This is a genomic window from Yoonia sp. KMU-150, assembly GCF_056858355.1.
The window spans coordinates 43,063-59,776 of the sequence record NZ_JBXEQF010000004.1; the positions used below are offsets into that span (position 1 = coordinate 43,063).

Below are 16,714 nucleotides of genomic sequence, written 5' to 3' on the forward strand. Positions count from 1 at the left end.
GCTCATTCCAAAAGACAGGGAATAATCGCATGGCAACCGACCTCGCAAAATTCGCCAAGGACAACGGCGTCAAATACTTCATGATCTCCTTCACGGACCTGTTCGGCGGACAACGCGCCAAGCTGGTCCCTGCCCGCGCCATCGCGGACATGCAGGAAGACGGCGCGGGCTTTGCGGGTTTCGCCACATGGCTCGACCTGACACCGGCGCACCCCGACATGCTCGCCATGCCGGACCCCGAGGCTGTGATCATCCTGCCGTGGAACAAGGAAATCGCCTGGGTGCCGGGCAACTGCGTGATGGAGGGCGAGGATGTCGCACAGGCCCCGCGCAACGTCCTGCGCCGCCTGATCGACGAGGCAGCCGCGGAGGGTATGCACGTCAAAACGGGGATCGAGGCCGAATTCTTCCTGCTCACCCCCGAGGGCGATCAGATCAGCGACCCCCACGATACCGCCGCCAAGCCCTGTTATGACCAACAGGCTTTCATGCGCCGCCTCGACGTGATCCGCGAGATTTCCGATCATATGCTGGAACTGGGCTGGAACCCCTACCAGAACGACCACGAGGATGCGAACGGCCAGTGGGAGATGAACTGGGATTTCGACGATGCGCTGCGCACCGCCGACAAGCACAGCTTCTTCAAATTCATGGTCAAATGCGTGGCCGAAAAGCACGGCTTCCGCGCCACCTTCATGCCCAAACCCATCGAAGGGCTGACTGGCAACGGCTGCCACGCGCATATCTCGGTCTGGGACAAGGACGGCAAGACCAACGTTTTCGCCGCCGAACCAAACGACAGCAGCCAGACGGCCGAACTGGGCCTGTCCGAACAGGGCCGCCATTTCCTCGGCGGCATCATGAAGCACGCAAGCGCCTTGGCCGCGATCACGAACCCGACGGTGAACAGCTACAAACGCATCAACGCGCCCCGCACCACGTCAGGGGCCACATGGGCGCCCAACACGGTGACGTGGACAGGCAACAACCGCACCCACATGGTCCGCGTCCCCGGCCCCGGACGGTTCGAACTGCGCCTGCCCGACGGCGCGGTGAACCCCTATCTGCTACAGGCGGTCATCATCGCGGCGGGGCTGTCCGGCCTGCGCTCAAAGGCCGACCCGGGCAAGCGCCACGACATCGATATGTACGCCGAGGGCCATAAGGTCCGCGGCGCGCCGAAACTGCCGCTCAACATGCTGGATGCCCTGCGCGCCTACGACCGCGACAAGGGATTGAAAGAGGCGATGGGCGAGGAGTTTTCGGCCGCCTACCTTAAGATGAAGCGGCAGGAATGGGACGATTTCTGCGGTCACTTCTCCAGCTGGGAAAAGGCGAACACGCTGGATATATAACAGAACTTGCGTTCAATAGCGGGGGCGCAACGGCCCCCGCATTTCACTGTCATTCCTGAGTAGCAAATACCAGCGAATTTAGATTGTCGTTCCTACCGGCAATTGCAAATACGTCGGCATCTGCACCAATCGCTAACCCTACCGCCTCGCTTTCAAGACTGTAAACGGTGCCGTCGAGAGCAGTGGCGTTGGCAGTGACCGTGCCAACATAACCGATTTCACCTGCCGCCGCTGCGCTCAAATCAAATGAAATATTTCCGTCGATGGCAGCCCCCTGTGATCCCGCAAATAAATCGGAAAGGCCTTCGGCGCTATCGTCGGCCGTGACTTCGGTGATCTGGAAAAGGTCGGTCGCCAACGCCGAAACGGTGCCCGATGCAAAATCCACCGCGACAGTCGTGTTCCCGATCGCTCCGAACCCGCCCTCATCAAGACTTGCGCCTTCGTCAAAAAGCATGGCAACACCGTCATAGCTCACTGAACCCGAAGGCAACGCTGTGTTTGGTGTCGGGGAGAGATTTCTAAAATCGCCACCAATCGCGGCGTCGACGTCAGCCAGACGGGCAAGCGTGTCCTCATAAGTGGCAGGGCCGCTGCTACTCCCACCACAGGCCGACAAAACAGCAACAGCTGTGCAAGACACAATACTTTTCTTGATCACAAAATACTCCTGACTGATCGTGAAACATCACGACAACCCTAAGTTCGTGTATCGCAGCCGGTCAACTGCCGCCGCCGTGATAGTGGGCCCCATCGACGTTATATGCGACCGACAATTTCAGCCGACCCCGCTTTGCCACACCCTTTTCACGCGCAGCACAAAAAAGAGCCAACCCGTTTCGACTCCGTTTACCCACAAGAAAAATTGTTGACTTACAGTAGTCACCCCTGTGCAATTGCCACAACTGGAATCCGCATAAGGAGCGCCGCAGCATGACCAAACGTATCGCAGTTCTGGGGGCCGGGCCATCCGGTCTGGCACAGTTGCGCGCCTTCCAGTCCGCACAGGCCAATGGCGAGGACATCCCCGAGATCGTCTGTTTCGAGAAGCAATCCAACTGGGGCGGCCTGTGGAACTACACCTGGCGCACGGGCCTCGATGAATACGGAGAGCCGGTGCACGGTTCCATGTATCGCTATCTGTGGTCCAACGGCCCCAAGGAGGGGCTGGAATTTGCCGACTACTCGTTCGAGGAACATTTCGGCAAACAGATCGCCTCCTACCCGCCCCGCGCGGTGCTGTTCGACTACATCGAAGGCCGCGTGAAAAAGGCGGGCGTGCGCGATTGGATCCGGTTCGAAACCGCCGTGCGCTGGGTCGAGAAGGACGGCGACAAGTTTCAGGTCACCGTCTGCCACCTGCCCGAGGATCGCACCTATACCGAAGAGTTCGACCACGTGATCGTCTGCACCGGCCATTTCAGCACCCCCAACGTGCCGCAGTTCGACGGGTTCGAGAGCTTCAAGGGCCGGGTGCTGCACGCCCATGATTTCCGCGACGCGATGGAGTTCAAGGACAAGGACATCCTGATCGTCGGCACCTCCTATTCGGCCGAAGACATCGGCTCGCAATGCTGGAAATACGGCGCGAAATCCATCACCGTCAGCCACCGCACCGCTGCCATGGGATACGACTGGCCCGACAACTGGCAAGAGGTGCCGCTGCTGACCCACGTCGACGGCAACACCGCTCATTTCAAGGACGGCACGACCAAGGACATCGACGCCGTGATCCTGTGCACCGGCTACAAACACCACTTCCCGTTCCTGCCCGACGATCTGCGCCTGAAGACCGCGAACCGTCTGGCCAGCGCGAACCTCTACAAGGGTGTGGTCTTTGTGGACGAACCCGCGCTGTTCTACATCGGGATGCAGGACCAGTGGTTCACTTTCAATATGTTCGACGCACAGGCTTGGTGGGTGCGTGACGCGATCATGGGCAAGATCGCCCTGCCCGACCGCGCCACCATGATCGCCGACGTAGAGGACCGCGTCGCGCGCGAGGACGCGGGCGAGGATGATTACGACGCGATCTGGTATCAGGGCGGCTATATCCGCGAGTTGATCGAAGAAACGGATTACCCGACATTCGACGTGAAGGGCGCCTGCAAGGCGTTCAAGGAATGGAAGGGCCACAAGAAGGCCGGGATCATGACCTTCCGCGACAACGGTTACAAATCCGTGATGACCGGCACCATGGCCCCCAAGCATCATACACCGTGGAAAGACGCGATGGACGACAGCCTCGAGGTCTATCTCCAGAATTAGCCCGCAAAGGGGTCGTGCAAGGCAACCCCTGTCGGCGCGAAATCCGCCGTGTTCCCGGTCACCACCGTCGCATCCCGCGCGATCCCCTGTGCCGCGATCATCAGGTCCGCGCCCGGATGGCCGATCCTGGCGGACAGCTCCCCCCAGACCAGCGCATCACCCGCGTCAAATGGCAGGATCCGGTCGGCAAACAGCGTCGTCGTCGTGTCCAGCCACGCGCGCAGGTCTGCGGCGAATGCCGGGTTGCGTTTGTCCTGCAAGGCGATGCCCCGCGCGATTTCCCCCAGCGTGATCGCGCTGAGATACAGTTGCGTCTCCGGCACGGTGCCGATCCATGCGGCGACCTGCGGTGTGCGATCCGCACGGCGCAGCGCGGAAATCACGTTCGTGTCGAGGATATAGATCAAAACTCCACGTCGCGCGGTGCCGCCGCGATGCGCGCCATATCCTCACCCGCCGGGAACGCCATCAGATGCCGCGCGAACGACCCGCGCTGCCCCTGCGCCTGTGCCACCAGCCGCGCGTATTCATCCGCCGCGACCACCACGACCGCAGGCTTGCCGCGTCGCGACACCTGCTGTGGCCGTCCGGCCAGCGCCGCCTCGACCACCGCGCTGAAACGGTTCTTTGCATCCTGAAGGCTGAGCATGGTTTATATCCTGATCAATCTAGCCAGATATCTAGCCAGATAACCTATATTTGTCAAGATCAAGGCTGGTCCGGCACCGTCACCCACAGGAAAACCCAGGTCTGATCCAACGCTGCCTTATCCTTCAACGACAGGCCGATCTGCCGGTCACCTGCCGTAAAAATGCGCAGATCATAGAAATCAGGGTGATTCACACCCGGGTCTTCGATGACCGCGCCGAAACAACCCTGCAATGCCGCAAGCCCCGCATCGAACGCACCCGTAGCGGCGGCGGCGCGATAGGCAAATGGCCAGCCACAATGCACCTGCCGCCCGCCCCCCAAGGCCAGCGACTGCGTGCAGGCGATGGTCTCTGTCTGCCCCGGCAAGGTCAGCGCGGGCGCGACGCTGTCCTCCAGCGCCAGCACGTCATCGCAGAAATCAGCCGCGACCCCCGACCCCAACCCGATCAGCAAGGCGGCCAGCCGGATCATTCGGCGACCAGCTGTTGTCCCTCGACCATTTCGAACGGGGTCGGCGGTGTGGTCTTGCTGACCCAGAACCAGACGCCGCCATATTCCATGACGAACCAGCCTTCCCAGTCGGCAGCGCCGGGCCAGGAGCTTTGGTATTCGTCTGCCTCCGCATCGACGCGCCATGCACCAAGGGCCGATCTGGCGCCATCCTGCGCGAAAATCGTCGTGCCGTCCTCGGCAAAGAACTGGCGATACGACACGCCGTCCCATCTGCCCACGGCGGTATTGCCGGTGAGCAGAATCGCGATTTCCTCCGCCGTCAGCTTGACCGACTGCGCCTGAGCAGAGGTCACGAGCAGGCATAGCGAGGCGACCGTGGAGAGGACAAAACGCATCACGAGCGGGGCTTCTCTTTGCGCGGGTCATAGGCCGCCAGCGTGTCGGCCACCCGCGCGGGCAGGCGTTTCTGGTGCCCGTCCAGCTTGCCCACCTCCACCTGCGTGCCGGGGGCCGCGTGCGTCACGTCGATCCGTGCCATCGCGATGTTCTTTTTCAGCAGCGGCGAGCGCATGGCTGATGTCACCTCGCCCACCTGCGCGCGCCCGATATGGATGCAATCGCCGTGGCCCACCTCTACCTCGCTGTCGATCTCAAGGCCCACCAGTTTGCGCATCGGGTTTTCCTTGCGCCGGATCAGCGCATCGCGGCCCACGAAATCATCGGTCTTGGATTTCAGCGGCACGGTGAACCCGATGCCCGCCTCGAACGGGTCCGTCTGGTCGGAAAAATCGTAACCGGCAAAGATCAGCCCCGCCTCTATCCGCACCATATCCAGCGCCTCCAACCCCATCGGCGTCAGCCCGTGGTCCTGCCCCGCCGTCCAGATCGCATCGAAAATCTCGGCACAATCGCGCGGGTGGCACATCACCTCGTATCCCAATTCACCGGTGTAGCCCGTGCGCGACAGCACGAAAGGCGTGCCGCTTTCGTTGTGCAGCCGCGCGGGCGTAAAGCGGAACCAGTCCAACTGGTCGAACTCCGGGTTGTGCGGCGCGGTCCAGACCAGCTTGCGCAGCAGGTCTCGGCTTTCGGGCCCCTGCACGGCGACGTTGTGCAACTGATCGGTGGAGGAGCGCACCAGCACCTTCAGCCCGTGCTTGTCCGCCAACTCGCGCAGCCATTCGCCGCCGTAATCCGTGCCGCCGATCCAGCGGAAATTGTCGCGGCCCAGCCGGAACACCGTGCCGTCGTCGATCATGCCGCCGTGTTCATAGCACATCGCGGTATAGACCACACCGCCTACGGGCAGCGTCTTCATGTTGCGGGTAAAGGCATATTGGCACAGCGCCTCGGCGTCCGGCCCCGTCACCTCGAACTTGCGCAGGGGCGACAGGTCCATGATCACGGATTTCGTGCGGCATGCCTCGTACTCCGCGATCGGGCCGGAGGCGGCAAAGCAGTTCGCCAGCCAATAGCCGTTGTATTCAACAAAATTCCGCGTGTGTTTGGCAAAGCTCGCGTGAAATCCGGTTTCCTTGGTCATCTGCGCCTCTGAATCTGGGGTCGCGCGGAACGCGATGGCCCGCTTGAAGGTCTCTTTGCCGCTGTAGGTGCGAATATGGATATCGGTGGGGTTCCAGCCGTTGGCCGCCGTCGTGTCGTCCGGGCAGGCGCTGGACACGCAGACGATATCCGTCAGCGCCCGCAGCAGCACGTAGTCACCGGGCCGCGACCATGGCTCGTCCGTGTACATCACCCCGTGATCGTCGATCCCGGTGTTGAAAAAGAAATTGATCGCCATCCAGCCCCGGCGCGGCGCGACGTTGTATTGCGCCAGCGCGTGGTTGAAGTTCGTCGAACAGTTCACATGCCCCGGATAACCGATGTCGTTGTAATATTTTTCGGTGCAGGCCATGGCGAACGCATCGTGCCGCCCGCAGGTATCCTGCACCACCTCGACCAGCGGGATCATCTCCTGATCGTAGTATTTCGCGTGCAGGCCCGGCATCGGATAGGCGTGGCCCATCAGGGTGCGCGTCGTCGTCACATCCAGCGCGTGTTCGATCCCCTTGTCCAGCTTGCGCGCGCTGAAACATTCGAAATCGGTGCATTGCCGCCCGTCCACATCCTGAATCTGGATGTAGTCGCCCGCCTTCACGAAATAGGCCTCTGCCGTGGCGCTGTGCACGCGGATGTCCTGCAAGGGATCGGCCAGCGGATCGGGCAGTTCGAATTTCACCTGCGATTTGATCACGGCACGCTTGACCATCACCACCAGCGGTGTCGCCGTATCCTGCGCCTCGATGTCCATCGGCCCGCCCGTCGCGGCGATCACCACCGCGCCCGTCGCCGTCGCGGTGAACACCGCTTCCGTCTTGGCCGGTGTCGTGGCCTCGAACAGATGCAGCGCGCCCGCACCCGCCAGATCGACACCGCGCGCCTCCAGCCCCATGCGCAACCCGCACAGCGATTGATCATCACCGGCCAGAAGCGCGCGCAGCCCCCCAGCCCCGCCGTCCAGCGTGGCTCCGATTACGGCACCGTCCACACGGCCCTTGCCGTCCAGCGGCACGATCTCGCAGCGCTGCCCGCCCTCGTCGTTAATGATGGTGAGCGTATCGCCCGGCTCGACCGCGATCAGCGCGGCCCCCAGCCCCTCGACCACATACCGCTCCACCCCCGGCGGCATGGAAAAGACGCGCGGCTGAATGATGCTGCTGGGTTTCGGCGGGCCGGGTTGCACCGTAGGGTACTGATCAAGCATAGGCGCGGCTCCTGATCTGCGGTGTTGCATGAGCGGAATAAATATTGAACCTTATGAAATCAGACAGGCAGGATCACGGCAAATGAAATCGCACCGATGAGTCGTCTTCTATTCACATTTTTGGGCCGGACACCTGAGCGGGTCACGACCGGACCCGCCGCATGAGCGCGCTCGCTCTCGGCCTGATCGCGGCCCTGTGCTGGGGCTTTCATGACATCTGCGTGCGCTTCCTCAGCCAGACCATGGCCATGACCGCCTGCATCCTGACCGTGCTGGTCACGGGGCTGGTGTTCCATCTGGGCCTGATGGCCGTCACCGGCGGCTTTGCCCCGGTGCCTGCCGCCGCACTCTGGCCGTCGCTGCTGGCCGGTGCGTTCTTCGTGCTGGCCACTTTCGGGCTTTATGCCGCGTTCCAGCGCGGGCCGGTGCGGCTGGTGGCACCGCTGATCGCGGGCTACCCGATCCTGTCGGTCGGCTGGGCCGCCATGCAGGGCATCGCCGTCACACCGCTGCAATGGGCCGCCGTGCTGGCCATCGTCGGCGGCGTGGCGCTGGTGGCGGCCCTATCGGACGCCAGCACCGATCAGGCCCCGCCCAAGGGGCCGACGATCCTCTACGCGCTGCTCTCCGCCGTGGGCTTTGCCGGCACCTTCGCCCTGGGCCAATACGCCGCCGGGATCGGCCACGAGATGCCCACCACGCTCGTCACCCGCGTGCTTGCCGTGGCGCTGACCGTGCTGATCCTGCTAGTCGCACGGCAACCGTTCTGGCCCGACACGCGCGCCCTGCCCTGGCTTGTGGCGATGGGCGTGGCCGACGGGATCGCACTTTACTGCGTCCTCTCAGCGGGCAACTTGCCCGACGCGCAATATGCCGCCGTCTCGTCTTCCATGTTCGGCCTGCTCACGATCCTGCTCGCCTGGGCGCTGCTCAAGGAGGCGATGACCCTGCCGCAGTGGGGCGGCTGCGTGATCGCGTTCTGCGGCGTGGGGTATCTCGCGCTATAACCAGCCCGCCGCGATCTGGCGCTGATGCGCCACCATCGCGTTGCGCATCAGAATCGCCACCGTCACCGGCCCAACCCCACCCGGCACCGGCGAGATCCACCCCGCCACGTCGATCACGCGGTCGGTATCCACGTCGCCCACAATCCTGGGGCCCTCGTCCGTTTCGATCTGGTTGATCCCGATGTCGATCACCGCCGCCCCCGGCTTAATCATGTCCGGCCCCACCAGATGCGCCTTGCCCACCGCGACGACCACCACATCGGCCCGCCGCGAGTGCATGGCCACGGATCGCGTCATGTGGTGGCATACCGTCACGGTGCAGCCCTCGGCCATCAGCATCATCGCCGCCGGTTTGCCCACGATCTCCGAATGGCCGATCATCACGACCTCCAGCCCTTCCATCGGCAGGCCGGTTTCCTTGATCAGTGCCACGCTCGCCGCCGCCGTGCAGGGGGCGAGCGCGACGTCTGAATAAACGATATTGCCGATAGAGGCCGGGTTCATCCCCTCCACGTCCTTCAGCGGATGGATCGCCGATTGCAGCGACCGCACGTTGATATGCGCCGGCACCGGGCGCTGCAGGATGATCCCAAGCACGTCTGCATCGTCGTTCATCTCCAAAAGCCGCGCCTTGCACTCGGCCTGCGTGATGTCTTGCGGCCAGTTCACCTGCTCGAACGGCAGCCCCGCCTGCGCGGCACCACGCACCTGATTGCGCACGTAGACCGCAGCCTCCGGCACGTCGCCGATCAGGATCGACACGAGTTTCGGCATCGCGTCAAAGCCGCCGGCATAGTCCTTCACCTGCGCGATGATCCGCGTCTTCACGGCGACGCCGTCGATCAGCCGGTTGTCCTTCATGCCGCACCTCTTGTCCGAAACCGTTCGGACAGATCATTGCCGGACGCGGCTGGCGGTCAATCCGGCGGTGCGACATCCTGACCGCGAATTGCGTCAGGTGTTGCGGCATATCCGATTACCCGACGAACGACAGGCCAAGAAAGGCGGCGATGGGCAGGAAAAAGACCCACGACAGGTGCCGGCCCTTCGACACGACCAAAGCGATCAGCCCCATCGCGCCGCAGGCCGCGGCGAGGCTCAGAAGCGTGGCACCGGCGGCCTGTTCGGGTGCATCGGCGATGACCCAAAGTACGGCCGCCTGCGCCCACCAGAACAACGTGAGGGCGTGCCAGCCGAACCACAACGTCAGCCTTGCGTTGCGCCGGCTGCCCAGGATGACCGGAAAATCCGTCCGGGCCAGCAGCGGCGCGATCAGGGCCCGACCGCCCAGAACGCTGTGCATCGCGCCGACCAGAACCAGACAGATGGCGGCAATCTCGATCATGGGTTTGTCTCCGCGAAGCGGATGAGCCCCATGCGGCAGCACAGCAACGCCGACCGGTAACGAAACCAAAGGTGCCAGGCCGGGACGTTCATGACGCGCTACGCCCATGCACCGTGATCTGAAATGGCTCGGGAATCAGAAACGGCAACTGGGTGATCCCGGGCAACGTATCGCGCGACGTCGTGATGCGATGCTCTGCAAGCAAGCCCAGCACGATCGCTGAAAGCTGCTGGATCGCCATCCCCTGCGCGACGCAATTGCGCGGCCCATGGCCGAAGGGCACGAAATGCACCGGCCTGCTCTTGGCGTCCGCGATGAACCGCGCGGGGTCCATACGCTCCGGGTCGGTGAACGCCGTCGGATCGTGATGCATGTTGAAAAACGAATTGAAGACGAACGCCCCCTTGGGCAGCGTATGGCCCGCGATATCCACGGGCTTCGTCAGCACGCGGGGCTGGTTTGCCGGTGCCGGCGGGCGCAGGCGCAGGATTTCCGCGATGCTCGCCTGCAGATAAGGATGGGATTGCAGGTCGCGCGCGGCCGGTCCGGCGGACACGATGTCCTGTCGAATCCGGTCCTGCAACTGCGGATGATGGGCGAGGAACGCCAGTATCCAGCCGACGGCCGATGCGATATTGTCCTGCGCGCCCATGAGCAATCCGACAAGGATCGTCCGCATCTCCGCATCGCTGGAGGTCACGAAATCGCCGTTCACATAATGCGCCATCATGCCATCGTTCGGCGCCGTGGACTGCCGCAGCTCCTCGATCGCCTTGGCGACGATTCCGAAGGCCTCGCGCTTGCGTTGCGCCAGAACCCGCCGCCAGGGTGCCAGCATCCAATGCGGGCGCGCGAAAAGATGCGCACTTTCCGCGTTGAACCGGTCCGCGGCGGCCTTGCTGAAGGCGATCTGCGCATCGGCCTCGGCCAGCGTGATCGGGCGGCCCAGAATCCCCCGGCTGGAGGTGATGGCCGCAAGCCTGCGGGCAACCGTCAGCGCCTCCTGCGGCCCCTCGCCGATCTGTCCGACATAGTCGCGCACGACCGCGACCTGCCCGGCAAAGGACGCTTCGACGATCCTGCGCGAAAACAGCGCGTTCGCCTCTTTCCGCTTCACCCGCCAGCTTTCCCCATGCGCGGTCGCGACGCTGTCGCCCGCCGCGAACAGAAAGGTCTGGATCTGCGAGGGCGACTTTTTCAGGGCCTCCACATGGCGCACGAATAGTTCCCGGTTCACATGCGCATCACTGATGAAGACGAAGTTGATCAGCCCGCCGAAGACCTTCCAGTGTACAAGATCACCGTGGTGCGTCTGGACCTGCGCGAGTGTGCCCACATAATCCGCCGGAAGCTCTTTGAGAAAACGCCGCAGCGGGCGAAAAAACCCGCGTCCGTTTATGATGTTGAACCGCTTGTCCGCGTTCTGATGGGGGGCTTTGCCTGTCATCGCCGGTACCGTCCGTCTGCGTCGTTTCGCGCGTTTTTGCACAATCTCCACCGGCACTATAGAACGAAAGCGTCACGCCACGGAGACGCCGATGCCCACAGTGTCCAGACTGGTCCTGCCGCCGCGCGATCTGGCCGGTTGTATCGCCGCCTGCATCGTGCGGGACACCCGTGGCGTCGCACTGTCGGACGTGGAGCGGATCAACTACTTTCCCGCCTCGCCGCTGTTCTCCATCACACTGACACTGCACGGCCAACTTCATGTCGGCGACACGATTGCCAGCCTCGACGCGCTGCGAAACGTCCCACCGGTCGGCAAACGGCTGATCGACGGACCAAGGCACACGCCCTATTGCAGCTGGAGCCCCGGCCCACTTTTCGCAGTTTCGATCGGATTTTTCCCAGACGCCTGGCAGCGCCTCGGCGGCACGCTTGCGGGCGACCTGCCCGCTGGCATGGCCCCTGCCCTGCGGACGCTGGAAGCAGAGCTGACCGCGCAAAGCTGGCCGGGCTTCTGGAACGCGATATCGGCGCTTTGGCGTCAGACCGGCGGGGTGGACTGGGGCGGCTCGCATCGTCTCGCGGACTGGATGCGCTCGCTGGCGCTCAGGCTCGCACAATCCGGATCGGGGCGCAGCCTGCGCACGGCCCAACGTCGGCTCCAGCACTGGACAGGGCAGAACCGCAAGACCCTGTCCCTGTTCGCCAAGGTCGAAAACCTGCACCGCCTGTCCGTCGCGGCACCCGACGCCGCCCCTGCGGACCTCGCCGCCGATGCGGGTTTTTCCGACCAGTCCCACATGGGGCGCGCCCTGAAACGGGTCACGGGCTTCTCTCCGGCCAACCTCAATCGGCGCGTGGCGACGGAAGAGGCGTTCTGGTGCTACCGCCTGCTGGGCGAGCGGTTCTGAAAGTCCGCGTTACGAACGATCGTGGCACATGGCAGCGGTCCCGGCCCCTGCCCTAGCGGAACGTATCGGGCAGCGCGCCCGCGTCGATCAGCGCCTGATACTTGTCCTGATCCAGCCACCAGAAATCCACACCCCGGTTGAAATCATAGATCGCCGGTTCCGCGGGCATGCCGTAGATATCCCACAGCGCGGTGCGATGCGCACCCAGATGCCAGTTTCCGATCCAGATCACCCGGTCCCGCAACACCCGGTCGAGGGCCCGTGCCGCGGTCGTCAGCTCTTCCCGGCTCTGCGCATCCGCCACATGGCCGATCAGCGCATCGACCACCGGGTCGGCAAGACCGCTCAGGTTGTTGCTGCCCTGCGCTGCGGCGGCGTTCGATCCGTAGAACGCGCGCAGTTCCGCACCCGGCGTGGTCTTGACCTGCCAGGAGGTCAGCGACAGGTCGAAATCGTAATTCTCGCGCCGCTCGTTCATCGCGGCCGGGTCGATGATGTCATAGGTGACATCCACGCCAATGCTGCGCAGGTTCTCGGTGAACGGCACGAGGATCCGCTCCAGGCTCCGGCTCGATCCGGGAAACGACAGCGACAGCAGGTCACCGTCGGCGTTGCGGCGCATCCCGTCGTCGCCCGTGATCCACCCCGCCGCGTCCAGCAGGTCGGACGCGGCGCGCAGTGCCGCCCGGTCGCGCGGCGCGGGATCGCCCGCGTAGGGCACATATGCGGCTTGCGTGAATACGCTCTCCGGTAGCTGGTCGCGATACTGCTCCAGCAGCGCCAGTTCCGCCCCTTCGGGCAGGCCCTCCGCCTGCATATCGGTGTTTTCAAAGAAACTGTCGGTCCGCTTGTAGGTGCCGTAGAACAGCGTCTCGTTGGTCCAGGCAAAGTTGAACCCGTGTTCCAGCGCCCGCCGCACGCGAATGTCCTGCAACACCGGATTGCGCAGGTTGAACCAGATGCCCTGCGCATTGGCGGGCCGCCCGTCGGGCAGCAGCACCTGCTTTACGTGCCCCGCAGCCGCGGCCGGAAAATCATAGCCCGTCGCCCATTTGGCCGAACTGTTCTCGACCCGCATCGCGTATTCCCCGACCGTGAAGGCCTCCAGCCCCACAGTGTCGTCGGCGAAATACTCATAGGCGAAACAGTCGAAGTTGTTGCGCCCCGCGTTCACCGGCAGATCGGCACCCCAGTAATCGGGGTCACGGCAGAACCGCAGCGTGCGCGACGGCTCCACCGCGTCCAGCACATAGGGGCCGGACCCGACCGGCACCGTCATCCAGCTTTCGTCGAACGGCGTATCGTCGTAAAAATGGCGCGGCAGGATCGCCAGTTCGCCCAGCGTGCCGGGGTATCCGGCCCCGACCCCCTCTGCCAGGTCGAACCGCACGCGGTGGTCACCTTCTGCCACCACGGCCTCGATATCCGACAGCAGGTTCTGATAATACGGGTGGCCCTCGGTGCGCAGTGCCTCGACGGTGAAAACCACATCATCCGCCGTCACCGGTTCGCCGTCATGAAACCGCGCTTCGGGCCGCATCTCGAAAGCGACGTAGGACAGATCGTCGGGGTATTCGATGCTTTCCGCCACCAGACCATAAAGCGCGTCCGGCTCGTCATAGGCGCGCACCATCAGCGTGTCGTAGATGTGCATCCCGACCTCGGGCGCGCTGTCGCCCTTGATGATGAACACATTGAGGCTGTCAAAACTCGTCGCCCCGAAAAGCTGCCGCTGGCTCATCACGCCGCCCTGCGGGGCGTCGGGGTTCGCATAGTCGAAATGCGTGAAATCGGCCGGATACTTCAGATCGCCAAAGGTCGAATAACCGTGGCTGATCGTGGTCTCGGCCTGCGCGGCCATGCCGGTCAGCAGAAAAAGGGGCAGTGAGATATGGCGAAGTGTCATGGCCGAGGGTCTCCTGTGCGGTGGGATGCACCCATGCACAATGACCCGCGCCGCAGAGTCAAGCACCCTGCCCCGTCACGGTGCGGCCACCGTCACCGCGATGATCCCCGCGTCCTGCTGCGACACCGCCGCCAGCAGCCGCCCGGACAGATGCGTGGTGATATAGGAGGCCGCGAATTTGCTGGGCGCGATCAGAGTGAGCGTTTTCGTGCTCCGCTCCGCCTCGACCAGTCCCGCAAACCACGCCGCGTGCAGGGCCCCGTCGCTTTGCGCCAGACTGCGCGAGGCCGCCGCCCAAAGTGTCCCGTCGTCCGGGTGATCGGTTTTGCGGAACGGCACAACATTGCCGGCGGGTGCCGGGGTCTCCTCGCGTCCCGCCCCCATCCGCGCCACGAAATCCGGGCCGACGGCGGCCCAATGCGGGCGCGTGGCCTCCAGCACGCGGGTCAGGTCGATGGCGTGTTCGGCCACCCTGCCCCGCGCCGCCGGCCGCCTGACACTGATCCAGTCGCGCGCGCGCATCGCCGCCAGCTCACGCTTTGCCGTCCGCTCCGTCACACCCCAAAGCTGGCCGATCTCGCGTTGGCCGCTGGCAAAACTGCCGCGCTGCCAGTTGAACCGCGCCGTGATCAACAGCGTCAGCCGGGCGGCCAGCCGCCCCTCGACCCCGCCGTCGTGACAGGCCAGCGCCATGAGCGCGGTCAGGATATCGTATTTCAAGGCAGGTGCGCTTGCACCGACGGCCTTCACCTGCTGCATCTTCATCCTCCGCCTGACCGGTCCGCGATGTGCGAATCCGGTACGGCCGATATCCTACCCGGTGGTGCGGGGGTGTTGCGTAAATGCGTTTTCTGCGAACGCTCCGTTAACGGTTTTGCAACGCTATTCCGAACCTCACCCTGATTTGCGTTGAAAATGCGCAACCTGTCAAGGATTCGTCCCACTTGGGTCGATCCTGTCCTTATTCTGAAAATGAAACAGGTATTGAATCTGGTATAGGGGGTCACTCACGGTGTCCCGCCAAAAAGCCTTGATGTCCCCCCAAGCATTGGTAGTGATCGGCAAGTGCCCCCCCAAATAGGGTCCTTTCTCCCGGGATGACGAACGCGACCGATTCGGGCTGCCTGCGATTGCTCAAGGGTGCTTTCCGCAGGGATTACTGGCCGCCACCTTCCCCACGGGGAAGGTTTTGCAAGATTAACACGACTGGACAGAACATCAAAATTAGGCGTATTTAGCAAAAACAGCAAAATTAGCGTCCGGTGACTTTGATGATAACCCACGAACAACTGCGCGACCTCCAGGCCCGCTCGCTCAAGATGCAGGGCTGGATCCGCGAGCAGACATTCTCGCCCGAGAACGAGAAGTCGCTGCGCCGCTTTTCCTCGTGGGAGGTGGCAGAGCTTATTCTGGGCATGAACCAGTCTACCTTTCGCGGCCGCCTCGCCGCCGATCCCACCTTCCCCACGGGGAAGGTCGAACCGGACGGCCGTCAGCGCTGGTTCTCGCTGGACGAGGTCAATACCCTGCGCCGCAAGATCAAGGTGAAGGGCCGTAACCTGATGCCGCAGCGCCCCGCTGGCCGGGCCTTCCGCTCCGCCATCGCCAACTTCAAGGGCGGCGCGGGCAAGTCCACCGTGGCGCTGCATTTCGCCCACGCCGCCGCGCTCGACGGCTACCGCGTGCTGGTCGTCGATTTCGATCCGCAGGCCACGCTGTCGCACTCCATGGGCTTGACCGACGTGAGCGAGGAGCAGACCGTCTGGGGCATCATGGCCCGCGATCTGGTTCGCGAGACCGACCGGATGAACGCCGGCCCCGTCGCCGCCGAAAGCGGTGCCGCCCTGCCCCGCCGCGAAATTCCCGACAGCATCCGCGGCCTCGGTCTGCAGGATCTGCGGATCGCCGATTTCATCCGGCCCACGAACTGGCCCACCATCGACATCATTCCGTCCTGTGCCAATGCGGCCTTTGTCGAATTCGCCAGCGCCCAGTACCGCCACCTGAACCCGGAATGGTCGTTCTTTGCCGCCGTGTCGCGCTACCTCGACCAGCTCCCTGACGATCAATGGGACCTGATCTTTTTCGATTGCCCGCCTGCCATCGGCTACCAATCCATGAACGCGGTATTCGCCGCCGACATGCTCTGCATCCCCTCCGGCCCCGGATACTGGGAATACGACAGCACGACATCTTTCATCGGGCAGTTGTCCGAGGCGCTGGAGGATCTGGCCGACGGTTTCACCGGCACCTTCCCCACGGGGAACATGGATTTACCCAAGGCGTTCCGCGATGTGCGGTTCCTGCTGACGCGGTTCGAAACCGGTAACGATCTGCACCGTGCGATGTATGATGCCTTTGGTAAGGTTTTTGGCGACAAGCTGGCCGTCCACCCGATCGAGACGACCCGCGCCGTCGAGCAATCCAACCGCTTTTTGAGTTCGGTCTATGAAATCGACTACCGCGAGATGACGCGCGAAACATGGCGGCGCGCGCGGGCGACCTTCGATCAGGCGTGGAGCGAGTATCACGCGGCGCTGATGCCCGCATGGCAGCAGTTGGCCGAAGAGAAAATCAGTGTCTAATCGCCTATTTGACACACATCACG

General features: G+C 63.4%; 16 protein-coding genes. 5 read left to right on the top strand and 11 right to left on the bottom strand.

Annotated features, from left to right (window positions below):
• Positions 1-29: 29 nt before the first annotated feature.
• Entirely contained in the window at positions 30-1,355 is a 1,326-nt protein-coding gene (glnT, locus tag AC04PH_RS17030; protein WP_483067036.1) for a type III glutamate--ammonia ligase, read from the top strand.
• A 49-nt stretch (positions 1,356-1,404) separates the two neighbouring features.
• Here glnT and AC04PH_RS17035 read toward each other — a convergent pair whose 3' ends face one another.
• Complete coding sequence (locus AC04PH_RS17035) at positions 1,405-2,016, bottom strand: hypothetical protein (RefSeq protein ID WP_483067037.1); 612 nt, start codon at positions 2,014-2,016, stop codon at positions 1,405-1,407.
• 272 nt (positions 2,017-2,288) lie between these two features.
• On the opposite strand from AC04PH_RS17035, the gene AC04PH_RS17040 reads away from it, so the two are divergent.
• Positions 2,289-3,623 (top strand): NAD(P)-binding domain-containing protein, encoded by a 1,335-nt coding sequence (locus tag AC04PH_RS17040; protein ID WP_483067038.1) that lies wholly within the window; start codon positions 2,289-2,291, stop codon positions 3,621-3,623.
• Here AC04PH_RS17040 and AC04PH_RS17045 read toward each other — a convergent pair.
• The 5 genes from AC04PH_RS17045 to AC04PH_RS17065 are packed head-to-tail and all read right to left on the bottom strand — an operon-like array spanning position 3,620 to position 7,491.
• Entirely contained in the window at positions 3,620-4,030 is a 411-nt protein-coding gene (locus AC04PH_RS17045; RefSeq protein ID WP_483067039.1) for a PIN domain-containing protein, read from the bottom strand. The two genes, AC04PH_RS17040 and AC04PH_RS17045, sit on opposite strands and share 4 nt — an antisense overlap.
• Complete coding sequence (locus tag AC04PH_RS17050) at positions 4,027-4,272, bottom strand: type II toxin-antitoxin system Phd/YefM family antitoxin (protein ID WP_483067040.1); 246 nt, start codon at positions 4,270-4,272, stop codon at positions 4,027-4,029. The genes AC04PH_RS17045 and AC04PH_RS17050 overlap by 4 nt, the downstream gene beginning before the upstream one ends.
• Positions 4,273-4,331: 59 nt before the next feature.
• On the bottom strand, positions 4,332-4,745 hold the full coding sequence (locus AC04PH_RS17055) for a hypothetical protein (RefSeq protein WP_483067041.1): 414 nt from the start codon (positions 4,743-4,745) through the stop codon (positions 4,332-4,334).
• On the bottom strand, positions 4,742-5,122 hold the full coding sequence (locus AC04PH_RS17060) for a hypothetical protein (protein WP_483067067.1): 381 nt from the start codon (positions 5,120-5,122) through the stop codon (positions 4,742-4,744). Before AC04PH_RS17060 ends, AC04PH_RS17055 begins: the two co-directional genes overlap by 4 nt.
• Positions 5,122-7,491 carry a trimethylamine N-oxide demethylase gene (locus AC04PH_RS17065; protein WP_483067042.1) on the bottom strand — a complete coding sequence of 790 codons (2,370 nt, stop codon included), beginning with the start codon at positions 7,489-7,491 and terminating at the stop codon, positions 5,122-5,124. The genes AC04PH_RS17060 and AC04PH_RS17065 overlap by 1 nt, the downstream gene beginning before the upstream one ends.
• Before the next feature lie 161 nt (positions 7,492-7,652).
• On the opposite strand from AC04PH_RS17065, the gene AC04PH_RS17070 reads away from it, so the two are divergent.
• Positions 7,653-8,498: a DMT family transporter gene (locus tag AC04PH_RS17070; protein ID WP_483067043.1), complete on the top strand. Its 846-nt coding sequence runs from the start codon at positions 7,653-7,655 to the stop codon at positions 8,496-8,498.
• Here the strand turns inward: AC04PH_RS17070 and AC04PH_RS17075 are convergent.
• From AC04PH_RS17075 to AC04PH_RS17085, 3 genes are all read right to left on the bottom strand, one after another.
• The gene (locus AC04PH_RS17075) at positions 8,493-9,359 is read right to left on the bottom strand and encodes a bifunctional 5,10-methylenetetrahydrofolate dehydrogenase/5,10-methenyltetrahydrofolate cyclohydrolase (RefSeq protein WP_483067044.1); all 867 of its coding nucleotides are present in this window, start codon (positions 9,357-9,359) and stop codon (positions 8,493-8,495) included. The genes AC04PH_RS17070 and AC04PH_RS17075 overlap by 6 nt on opposite strands.
• A 115-nt stretch (positions 9,360-9,474) precedes the next feature.
• The gene (locus tag AC04PH_RS17080) at positions 9,475-9,843 is read right to left on the bottom strand and encodes a hypothetical protein (protein WP_483067045.1); all 369 of its coding nucleotides are present in this window, start codon (positions 9,841-9,843) and stop codon (positions 9,475-9,477) included.
• Positions 9,844-9,931: 88 nt separating this feature from the next.
• A complete protein-coding gene (locus tag AC04PH_RS17085) occupies positions 9,932-11,290 on the bottom strand; it encodes a cytochrome P450 (protein ID WP_483067046.1) in 1,359 nt (452 codons plus the stop codon).
• Positions 11,291-11,381: 91 nt separating this feature from the next.
• Here AC04PH_RS17085 and AC04PH_RS17090 point away from each other — a divergent pair, with 91 nt between their 5' ends.
• Positions 11,382-12,200: a helix-turn-helix domain-containing protein gene (locus AC04PH_RS17090; RefSeq protein ID WP_483067047.1), complete on the top strand. Its 819-nt coding sequence runs from the start codon at positions 11,382-11,384 to the stop codon at positions 12,198-12,200.
• A gap of 52 nt (positions 12,201-12,252) precedes the next feature.
• Here the strand turns inward: AC04PH_RS17090 and AC04PH_RS17095 are convergent, their stop codons facing one another.
• Together AC04PH_RS17095 and AC04PH_RS17100 are read right to left on the bottom strand one after the other, a co-directional pair.
• A complete protein-coding gene (locus AC04PH_RS17095; RefSeq protein WP_483067048.1) occupies positions 12,253-14,106 on the bottom strand; it encodes an extracellular solute-binding protein in 1,854 nt (617 codons plus the stop codon).
• Between the two features lie 75 nt (positions 14,107-14,181).
• Positions 14,182-14,865 carry a hypothetical protein gene (locus tag AC04PH_RS17100; protein WP_483067049.1) on the bottom strand — a complete coding sequence of 228 codons (684 nt, stop codon included), beginning with the start codon at positions 14,863-14,865 and terminating at the stop codon, positions 14,182-14,184.
• A gap of 512 nt (positions 14,866-15,377) precedes the next feature.
• Here AC04PH_RS17100 and AC04PH_RS17105 point away from each other — a divergent pair.
• Positions 15,378-16,691 (top strand): AAA family ATPase, encoded by a 1,314-nt coding sequence (locus AC04PH_RS17105; protein ID WP_483067050.1) that lies wholly within the window; start codon positions 15,378-15,380, stop codon positions 16,689-16,691.
• Positions 16,692-16,714: the final 23 nt, after the last annotated feature.

Coding starts and splice junctions, on each gene's coding strand:
- AC04PH_RS17085 (WP_483067046.1), bottom strand. CDS start 11,290: ATGACAGGCAAAGCCCCCCATCAGAACGCGGACAAGCGGTTCAACATC.
- AC04PH_RS17090 (WP_483067047.1), top strand. CDS start 11,382: ATGCCCACAGTGTCCAGACTGGTCCTGCCGCCGCGCGATCTGGCCGGT.
- glnT (WP_483067036.1), top strand. CDS start 30: ATGGCAACCGACCTCGCAAAATTCGCCAAGGACAACGGCGTCAAATAC.
- AC04PH_RS17055 (WP_483067041.1), bottom strand. CDS start 4,745: ATGATCCGGCTGGCCGCCTTGCTGATCGGGTTGGGGTCGGGGGTCGCG.
- AC04PH_RS17040 (WP_483067038.1), top strand. CDS start 2,289: ATGACCAAACGTATCGCAGTTCTGGGGGCCGGGCCATCCGGTCTGGCA.
- AC04PH_RS17070 (WP_483067043.1), top strand. CDS start 7,653: ATGAGCGCGCTCGCTCTCGGCCTGATCGCGGCCCTGTGCTGGGGCTTT.
- AC04PH_RS17060 (WP_483067067.1), bottom strand. CDS start 5,122: ATGCGTTTTGTCCTCTCCACGGTCGCCTCGCTATGCCTGCTCGTGACC.
- AC04PH_RS17100 (WP_483067049.1), bottom strand. CDS start 14,865: ATGCAGCAGGTGAAGGCCGTCGGTGCAAGCGCACCTGCCTTGAAATAC.
- AC04PH_RS17105 (WP_483067050.1), top strand. CDS start 15,378: ATGATAACCCACGAACAACTGCGCGACCTCCAGGCCCGCTCGCTCAAG.
- AC04PH_RS17080 (WP_483067045.1), bottom strand. CDS start 9,843: ATGATCGAGATTGCCGCCATCTGTCTGGTTCTGGTCGGCGCGATGCAC.
- AC04PH_RS17065 (WP_483067042.1), bottom strand. CDS start 7,491: ATGCTTGATCAGTACCCTACGGTGCAACCCGGCCCGCCGAAACCCAGC.
- AC04PH_RS17095 (WP_483067048.1), bottom strand. CDS start 14,106: ATGACACTTCGCCATATCTCACTGCCCCTTTTTCTGCTGACCGGCATG.
- AC04PH_RS17075 (WP_483067044.1), bottom strand. CDS start 9,359: ATGAAGGACAACCGGCTGATCGACGGCGTCGCCGTGAAGACGCGGATC.
- AC04PH_RS17050 (WP_483067040.1), bottom strand. CDS start 4,272: ATGCTCAGCCTTCAGGATGCAAAGAACCGTTTCAGCGCGGTGGTCGAG.